Consider the following 8794-nt stretch of genomic DNA (forward strand, 5'->3'; position numbering starts at 1 on the left):
AGCGATGGCGAACGAGGAGAAGCTCGTCGAGTACCTCAAGTGGGTGACGGCGGATCTGGCCCGGACCAAGCAGCGGCTCCAGGACCTGGAGTCCGAGCCCATCGCGGTGGTGGCCATGGGCTGCCGCTACCCGGGGGGCGTGCGCTCCCCCGAGGACCTGTGGCGGCTGCTCAGCGAGGGCCGGGACGCCGTCGGCGCCCTGCCCGAGGGGCGCGGCTGGCCCGAGGACCTGTACGACCCCGACCCCGACCGGACCGGCCGGATCACCGCCCGGGAGGGCGGATTCGTCCACGACGCCGACCGCTTCGACGCCGCGTTCTTCGGCATCAGCCCGCGCGAGGCGGCGGCCATCGACCCGCAGCAGCGGCTGCTGCTGGAGGTCGTCTGGGAGACCTTCGAGCGGGCCGGCCTGGTGCCGGCGGCGCTGCGCGGCGAACAGGTGGGCGTGTTCGCGGGCGTGATGTACGGCGACTACGGGTCACGGCTGATCGGCCGCACTCCCCCGGAGGTCGAGGGCATGGTCGGCACCGGCAGCGCGGGCAGTGTCGCCTCCGGCCGGGTGTCGTACACCTTCGGGCTGGAGGGCCCGGCGGTGACGGTCGACACCGCGTGCTCGTCGTCGCTGGTCGCCGTGCACCTGGCCTGCCAGGCGCTGCGCCGCGGCGAGTGCACGCTGGCGCTGGCCGGCGGCGTCACCGTGATGGCCACCCCCGGGGTGTTCGTCGAGTTCAGCCGGCAGCGCGGGCTGGCCGCCGACGGCCGCTGCAAGTCCTTCGCGGCCGCCGCGGACGGCACCGGCTGGGGTGAGGGCGCGGGGGTGGTGCTGCTGGAGCGGCTCTCCGACGCCCGCGCCAACGGGCACGAGGTGCTGGCGGTGATCCGCGGCTCGGCGGTCAACCAGGACGGCGGCAGCAACGGCCTCACCGCGCCCAACGGCCCGTCCCAGGAGCGGCTGGTGCACGCGGCGCTGGCCGCCGCCCGCCTGGCGCCGGAGGACGTCGACGCGGTGGAGGGCCATGGCACCGGCACGGTGCTCGGCGACCCGATCGAGGCCCAGGCCCTGCTCAACACCTACGGCAGGGGCCGGCCGGCCGACCGGCCGCTCTGGCTGGGCTCGCTCAAGTCCAACCTGGGCCACACCCAGGCGGCCGCCGGCATCGCCGGGATCATCAAGATGGTGCTGGCGATGCGGCACGGCCTGCTGCCCCGCACCCTGCACGTCGACGCCCCCACCCCGCACGTCGACTGGGAGGACGGGGCGGTGCGGCTGCTGACCGAGGCGACGCGCTGGCCGCGGACCGACCGGCCCCGCCGGGCGGCGGTGTCCTCCTTCGGCATCAGCGGCACCAACGCCCACGTCATCCTGGAGGGGGCGCCGCCGGCCGAACCGGCCGCGGAGCCTGCCGCACCGGCTGCCGAACCGGCTGCCGAACCCGTCGCGGCACCCGCCGCCGGGGCCGCGGCCGGGCCGACCGCCTGGCTGCTCACCGGCCGCACCGCGCAGGCCCTGCGCGACCAGGCGGCCCGGCTGCTGGACGCCACCGTCGAGCGGCCCGGCGCCGGGTCCGTCGCGATCGGCCACGCGCTGGCCACCACCCGCACCCGGTTCCCGCACCGCGCGGTGGTGGTGGCCGACGGGCCGGAGGCCGCGCGGGCCGGGCTGACGGCGCTCGCCGAGGGCCGCGCCGCCGCCTCCGTGGTGCGCGGGCGGGTCCGCGCGTCCGGCCGGACCGCGTTCGTCCTCAGCGGCCAGGGCAGCCAACGGCCGGGCATGGGAAGCGAGTTGTACCAGCGCTTCCCGGTCTACGCGGCGGCCTTCGACGAGGTGTGCGCCGAACTGGACCGGCACCTGGAGCGGCCGCTGCGCGACCTGGTGTTCGCCCCCGCCGGCAGCCCCGAGGCCGCCCTCCTGGACACCACCGAGTACACCCAGCCGGCGCTCTTCGCCGTGGAGACCGCCCTGTACCGGCTGCTGCGCTCCTGCGGCGCCGAGCCCGACTACCTGATCGGCCACTCGATCGGCGAGTTGACGGCCGCCCACCTGGCCGGGGTGTTCTCGCTGCCGGACGCCGCCGCACTGGTCGCCGCCCGCGGCCGGCTGCTGCAGGCGATGCCCGAGGACGGCGCGATGGTCGCCCTGCAGGCGACCGAGGAGGAGGTCCGACCGCTGCTGGAGGGGCACCGGGACGTGGACGTCGCCGCGGTCAACGGACCGGACTCGCTGGTGGTCTCGGGCGGCCGGGCGGGCGTCCTGGCGATCGCCCAGCAGTGGCGCGAGCGCGGGCGCAAGGCCAAGCGGCTCACCGTCAGCCACGCCTTCCACTCCCCGCACGCGGACGCCGTACTGGACGGGTTCCGCGTCCTCGCCGAGAAGGCCGAGTACCACCCGCCGACGATCCCGGTGGTCTCCAACGTCACCGGCGAACTCGCCACCGCCGAGCAGCTGACCGATCCCGGCTACTGGGCCCGGCACATCCGGGCCGCCGTCCGCTTCCACCGCGGCACCGAGACCCTGCGCGCCGAGAACGTGACCACCTTCGTGGAGCTGGGGCCGGACGCCACCCTCGCCGGACTGGTCGGCGGCACCCCGGTGCTGCGGGCCGACCGGCCGGAGGCGCTCACCCTGCTGCACGCGGCGGCGGCCCTGGAGGTGGCGGGGAGCGCCGTCGACTGGCCCGCCCTGCTCGGTTCCGCCGGATCCGAGCCGGTCGCCCTGCCGACCTACGCGTTCCAGCGCGAACGGTACTGGCTGGACCCGCTCCCGCTGACCGCAGCCGACCTCGCGTCGGCGCCGGCCGGGACGGCGGACGCCGACGAGGCGGCGCAGGACGAGGAGTTGGCGGTGCCGGCGCTGGCACGGCTGGCCCTGGTGCCGCCGGGCGAACGGCCCGACTTCCTGGTCGGGGTGGTGCTCGGCCACGCGGCCGCCGTCCTCGGGGTGGAACGGGCCGACACCCTGGACCCGGAGGACGACTTCCTCCAGCTGGGACTCACCTCCTTCACCGCACTCGAACTCACCCGGCTGATGGGCGAGGACGGCGTCGAGGTCACCCCGGGCATGGTCTACGACAACCCCACCCCCCGGCTGCTCGCCCAGCACCTGGCCGAGCAACTGGCCGACCTCGTCGACGGCACTCCGGCCGCCCCGGGGGTGGCGCGATGAGCGGGGCGAACGGCGCCCGGATCAGCCGGATCGCGCCCCAGCGGCGGCACACCCTGCAGTTCCTGCGCGAGATCCGCGCGTTCTCGCCGGTCTTCCTCGACACCGAGGTCGACATGTCGGCCGTCCAGCGGCTCCGGGCGGACGCCCGGGAGCGCGGTGAGCGCTCGTCGGTCCTGAGCTACGTGCTGTACGCGACGGCGCGGGTGCTGGCCCGCCACCCGCAGGCCAACGCGGCGATCCGGGGCGGCGGCCGGCCCAGGGTCGCCCGCTACCCGTCCGTCAACGGCAAGATCACCCTCGACAAGACGGTCGGCGGCGAGCGGATCGTGCTGTCGACCGTCCTGGCCGACCTGCAGCACACCGAACTCGCCGAGATCCAGCGGCAGATCGAGCACCACCGCGACGGCGACCCGCAGGTGATGCCCGAGTACGCGGGCACCCGGCTGCTGCACCGGCTGCCCTGGCCGGTGGGCGGGTGGCTGTTCCGGCTCGGGGTGCGGCCGCTGAGCCGCCGGGCGGCGACCTTCGGCACCTTCGCGGTGACCTCGCTGTCGCACCGGCCCGTCGACGGCTTCGCCTCCGTCGGGGGCACCACGATCACGCTGGGCCTCGGCCAGGTCGCCGAGCGCCCGGTGGTCCGCGACGGGCGGGTGGCGGTCGCCCCGACCATGCGGCTCACCCTCACCTTCGACCACCGGGTGATCGACGGTGCGGAGGCGGCGGACGTCCTGGCCGGGATCAAGGCCGCGCTGGAGACCTTCGAGCGGCCGTCCACCCGGCCGGACGCGCCGGCCCCGGCCGCCGCGCAGAGCCAGGAGGCACGATGAACGACCTGCGGGAACTCAAGCAGTACGTGGGCGCGCACGCCCGCGGCCAGCGGATCGGGGACTACGCCGCGGTGCTGGAGCGGATCCGCCACGACGAGGACGGCCCGGGCTCCTGGGTCGGCGAGTGGGCCGCCGAGGGCGAGCGGCTCGGGCGGGCGGGGCGGCACCTGGAGGCCTGCCGGCACTTCATCATGGCGCGGTTCCCCTTCGTCGACGGTCCGGCCCGGCTCGCCGCGCTGGACCTCAGCCTCGCCTCCTTCGAGCGCTGGCGCCTGGAGACCCGGCAGGACATCCACCGGCTGGAGGTCGACCTCAAGGGGGGCCGGGTGGTCTGCTGGCACAGCGGCCTCAGCCCCACCGACCGGCGCCCGCTGCTGCTGCTCATGGGCGGCAACGTCAGCGTCAAGGAGCAGTGGGCGCCCGCGCTGCGGATCTTCCGCCGGCTGGGCTTCGCGGCGATGGTCACCGACATGCCGAGCTGCGGGGAGAACACGCTGCCGTACGACGCCGACAGCCCGGGTATGATCTCGGGCCTGCTCGACGCCGTCGAGGACCGGGCCCGGGTGCGCGAGACGTACGCGCTCGCGATGAGCTTCAGCGGCCACCTGGCGCTGCGCTGCGCGTCCGCCGACCCCCGGATCCGGGGCGTGCTGACCGTCGGTGCGCCGGTCAACGGCTTCTTCACCGACGCCAGTTGGCGCCCGCGGATCCCCCGGGTCACGATCGACACCCTGGTGCACATGACCGGTGTCGAGGAGCCGGACCTCTTCGCGGAACTGGGCGGATGGGCGCTGAGCGGCGAGGAGCTGGCCGCCCTCGACATCCCGGTCGCCTACGTGGCCAGCCGGCGTGACGAGATCATCCCGCCGGAGGACCCGGCGCTGCTGCTCCGCCGGGTGCGCCGGCTGCGGCTGCTGGAACACGACGACGTCCACGGCGCGCCGGACCACGTGGTGGAGACCCAGCTCTTCACCGCGCGCTCGCTGCTGGCCATGCGCGGCGGTGCGCTACCGCAGCGCGCCGCGCTCGCGGTGCTCGCCCGGCTGGCCCGGCTCCGCAGCCGCTCCGGCTGACCCGTCGCCGTCCTGCGCGGGCGGCCCGGCCGACTTTCGGCCGGGCCGCCCGCGTGTCGGCGTGTTCGTGGACGGACGGACGGGCGGGGCGGGTGTGCGGGTCCGTGCCCGGGCCGCGATGCCTGACCAGCCGGGGCGCCCGGGCCGGTGGGCGTCGCGGCCGGTCAGGCGTCGCGGCCGGTCAGGCGTCGCGGTGGCGGAAGACCAGGTAGGCGCTGCCGAGGACGCCGCCGGTGACGGCGCACATGACGCCGAGGCCGGGCCAGGGGCGCATCAGGCCCGGATCCCGGTGGACCGTCATGATCTGTGCGCCGGCCCGGGTCGGCCAGTAGGTGGCGACCCACTTGGCGAGCTTGCCCGGCAGCGTCGGCGAGAAGGCCGGCAGGATCAGGGTCACCCCGAACAGGCTGGTCGCCGAGCCGGAGGTGCTGCGCAGCAGTCCGCCGACGCCCAGCCCGAGCAGCCCGGCGCTGGCGAGGTAGAGGCCGCCGCCGAGGACGGCGCGCAGTGACCGCGGGTCGGAGAGCCGGGCGTGCGGTGCGCCGTGGCGGGCGAGCATGCGCTGGCCGCCGAGGAAGCCGCCGACGGTGGCGGCCAGGCCGACCGGCAGGGCCGCCGCGCCGACCACCACGGCCTTGGCGGCCAGCAGCCGCCCGCGGTCCGGCACGGCGGTGAGGCTGCTGGTGATGGTGCCGGTGTTGTACTCGGCGGTCATCGCCTGTGCGCCGAGCAGGCTGATCGTGAGCTGGGCGAGCAGGTGTCCGCGCAGGCTGATCTCGGTCGGGTCAAAGGTGGGGTCGACGCCGTGCCGCTCGGTCGCGGAGGCCGACGCGTACTGTTCGCCGGCCGAGTTGCTGGTGAGCACGGCGAGTCCGACGCCGGCCACCACCGTGCCGAGGGTGAGGTAGCGGCCGGACTTGGTGGTGCGCAGCTTCACCCACTCCGAGCGGACGAGGTCTCCGAAGGTCGGTGGGCGGCGGGTGGTCGAGGCGGCCGAGGCGGTCGCGGTGTGTGCGGGGGCCTTGCCGCGGGCGGGGTGGGCGGGCCGCCCGGGCTCGCCGTCCGCCCCGGGCACGGCGGCGGCGCTGTACTGGGCGGTGGCGCCGGTCAGCGCCATGAACGCCTCCTCCAACGACCGTCGGCTGGTGGACAGTTCGTGCAGGATGACGCCGGATTCGGCGGCCAGGGCGCCGATCCTGGCGCTGTCCAGGCCGGTCACCTTGAGCGTCTCGTGGTCCACCGGCCGCACCTCGCCGCCCGCGGCGGCCAGTTCGCCGCCGAAGGCCGTCGCGTCCGGTGTGCGCACCAGGGCCTCGATGGCGGCGTTGGCGTCGGTGAACGCCTCGACGCTCATGTCGGCGAGCAGCCGTCCGCCGCCGACCACCAGCAGGTGGTCCGCGGTGAGCGCCATCTCGGCCATCAGGTGGCTGGAGACCAGCACGGTGCGCCCCTCGGCGGCCAGCTCCCGCATGAGCCCGCGGAACCAGACGATGCCTTCCGGGTCGAGGCCGTTCAGCGGCTCGTCGAGGATCAGCACGGGCGGGTCGCCGAGCAGGGCGGCGGCCAGGCCGAGGCGCTGGAGCATGCCGAGCGAGTAGCCCGAGGTGGGGCGGTGGGCGGCCCGTTCGAGTCCGACCGTCTCCAGGACGGCGGGCACCCGGGCCGGGTCGATCCCGTTGCTGTGGGCGAGGACGAGCAGGTGCTGGGTGGCCGTGCGGCTGGGGTGCACCGCCCGGGCGTCCAGCAGGGCCCCGACCTGGCGCAGGGGCGCGGGCAGGTCGGCGAACCGCCGTCCGTCGAAGGAGACCGTTCCGGCGGTCGGGGTGTCGAGCCCGAGGATCATCCGCAGGGTGGTCGTCTTGCCGGCGCCGTTGGGCCCGAGGAAGCCGGTGACCTCGCCGGGGCGGACGGTGAAGGTCAGGTCGTCGACCGCGACGACCTCGCCGAAACGCTTGCTGAGTCCACGTACCTCGATCACCACTGCCTCCATTGAGTGACCATCTTTCAATATCAGTCAATCACAGAATACCTCCCAGTGTCTTCACTGTTGACTAGTTTTCAAATCTAGTCATACGTTGGTGCAGGAGGTGGAGAGTGAGCACAAGCGCCTACGCCCGCACCCGGCGCGGACCGGTCACCGTGGTACTCGGTGTCCTGCTGGTCGGGCTCGACAACTACGTCCTGGTGAACGCCCTGCCCGCGCTCTCCGCCCGGCTCAGAACCGACACCGCGGGCCTGCGCTGGGTCGTCGCCGCGTACTCCCTGGCCTGGCTCTGCTCCCTGCTCCCGGCCGAGCGCCTCGGCGACCGGCTGGGCCACCGCAGACTCCTGCTCGCCGGACTGGCGCTGTTCGGCGCGGCCTCGCTGGCCGCCGCCCTGGTCACCACCGTCGGACCGCTGATCGGGCTGCGCGCCGCGATGGGCGCCGGCGCCGCCGTGATCATGACCCAGACGCTCGCCTCGCTGGCCGCCCTCCCCCGGGAGCACCGGTCACGGACGGTCGCGGCCGCCTCCGTCGCGGCGATGCTCGGGCTGCCGCTGGGCCCCCTCGCCACCGGACTCCTGCTCACCCGCTTCTCCTGGGGCTCGATCTTCCTGCTCAACCTGCCGATCACCGTCGCCGCCATGATCGCGGTGGTCCTCACGGTGCCCGACCAGCGCCGGGCCGGAGCACCGCCCATGGACTGGCCGGGCCTGATCCTCTCCGCCCTCGGCATCACCGCCCTCACCCACGGAGTCATCGCCGGGCCCACCGCCGGATGGACCTCCCCCGGCGTCCGGGCCGCCCTCGCCGCCGGCGCCCTCCTGCTGGCGGCCTTCGCCCGGCACGAACTGGCCACGGCGGCACCCCTGGTCGAACTGCGGCTGCTCACCGAGCGCCGGATCGTCCCCGCCGTGCTCGCCGGCCTGACCGGCACCCTCGCCATCACCGGCACCCTGCTGGTGGTCGCGCCGTTCCTGCTGGTCGTCCAGCACCAGAGCGCGCTGGCCGCAGGGGTGCGGCTGCTGCCGCTGGCCGTCGGCGTGGCGGTCGGCGGCGCCGTCAGCGAACGACTGGCCACCTGGTCGAGCGAGCGGTCCGCGCTCGCCCTGGGACTGCTGCTGGCCGCCGCCGGGCAGGCCGCACTGGCCGGGCTGCAACCCACCAGCGGCTACGAACCGGTCGGCTCGGCGCTGGCACTGCTCGGCATCGGGCTCGGCGTCGCCTCGCCGATCGCCACCGACACGGTGCTGGACGCACTGCCCGTCGGCCGCGCCCGGGCCGGCAGCCGCCTCTCCCGCTGGTTCCAGAACCTGGGCGGCGTCCTCGGCGCGGCCCTGCCGGGCAGCGCACTGGACCTCGTCTACCGGGCCAGGTCCGGCGGCGCCGGCGGCGCGCTGCGGATCCCCGTCGACGAGGCCGCGTACTGCTCCGGAATCCGCTACGCCGCCGGTCTCAGCTGCGTGCTGCTGGTGCTGACGGCCCTGTGCGCGGCACTCCTGCGGCCGTACCGGACGGTCGACGAACTTTGAAACATCGTTCTACGATGAGGACCGTGAATCACTCCAGCCGCCTTCCCACCGGGTCCGGCGCTCGCCAGGAGCGGGCCGAGCGGATCCTCGACACCACCGCCGAGCTGCTGGAACAGCATGGCTACCGCCGGGTCACCATCGACGACGTCGCCTCCCGCGCCGGCATCGGCAAGGGCACCGTCTACCTGCACTGGAAGACCCGCGAAGCCCTCTTCTGG

The 8794-nt window shown here is 75.0% G+C and carries 5 protein-coding genes and 1 pseudogene; 5 read left to right on the forward strand and 1 reads right to left on the reverse strand.

The window, feature by feature from the left end; genetic code table 11:
- Positions 1-43: 43 nt before the first annotated feature.
- From IF30_RS0135690 to IF30_RS0135700, 3 genes and pseudogenes are all read left to right on the forward strand, one after another.
- Positions 44-3163: pseudogene (locus IF30_RS0135690) on the forward strand (type I polyketide synthase); the annotation flags it as partial.
- Positions 3160-3990 (forward strand): 2-oxo acid dehydrogenase subunit E2, encoded by an 831-nt coding sequence (locus tag IF30_RS0135695; protein ID WP_037902316.1) that lies wholly within the window; start codon positions 3160-3162, stop codon positions 3988-3990. The pseudogene IF30_RS0135690 and the gene IF30_RS0135695, both read left to right, overlap by 4 nt.
- A complete protein-coding gene (locus tag IF30_RS0135700) occupies positions 3987-5063 on the forward strand; it encodes an alpha/beta hydrolase (protein WP_030246369.1) in 1077 nt (358 codons plus the stop codon). The genes IF30_RS0135695 and IF30_RS0135700 overlap by 4 nt, the downstream gene beginning before the upstream one ends.
- Positions 5064-5244: 181 nt before the next feature.
- Here IF30_RS0135700 and IF30_RS50680 read toward each other — a convergent pair whose 3' ends face one another.
- Positions 5245-7041 carry an ABC transporter ATP-binding protein gene (locus IF30_RS50680; RefSeq protein ID WP_107054601.1) on the reverse strand — a complete coding sequence of 599 codons (1797 nt, stop codon included), beginning with the start codon at positions 7039-7041 and terminating at the stop codon, positions 5245-5247.
- Positions 7042-7157: 116 nt separating this feature from the next.
- Between IF30_RS50680 and IF30_RS0135710 the strand changes: the two genes are divergently transcribed.
- Both IF30_RS0135710 and IF30_RS0135715 read left to right on the forward strand, forming a co-directional pair.
- Positions 7158-8576 carry an MFS transporter gene (locus IF30_RS0135710; RefSeq protein WP_051711921.1) on the forward strand — a complete coding sequence of 473 codons (1419 nt, stop codon included), beginning with the start codon at positions 7158-7160 and terminating at the stop codon, positions 8574-8576.
- A gap of 23 nt (positions 8577-8599) precedes the next feature.
- On the forward strand, positions 8600-8794 hold a 195-nt coding region (locus IF30_RS0135715; RefSeq protein WP_234322970.1), incomplete at its 3' end, for a helix-turn-helix domain-containing protein.

This window comes from Streptomyces sp. NRRL S-350, assembly GCF_000719705.1.
In the GTDB taxonomy this organism is placed as follows: Bacteria; Actinomycetota; Actinomycetes; order Streptomycetales; family Streptomycetaceae; genus Kitasatospora.

What these genes read in the sequence shown, in the direction of transcription:
- IF30_RS0135700 (WP_030246369.1), top strand. Translation starts at nt 3,987, where the DNA reads ATGAACGACCTGCGGGAACTCAAGCAGTACGTGGGCGCGCACGCCCGC.
- IF30_RS0135695 (WP_037902316.1), top strand. Translation starts at nt 3,160, where the DNA reads ATGAGCGGGGCGAACGGCGCCCGGATCAGCCGGATCGCGCCCCAGCGG.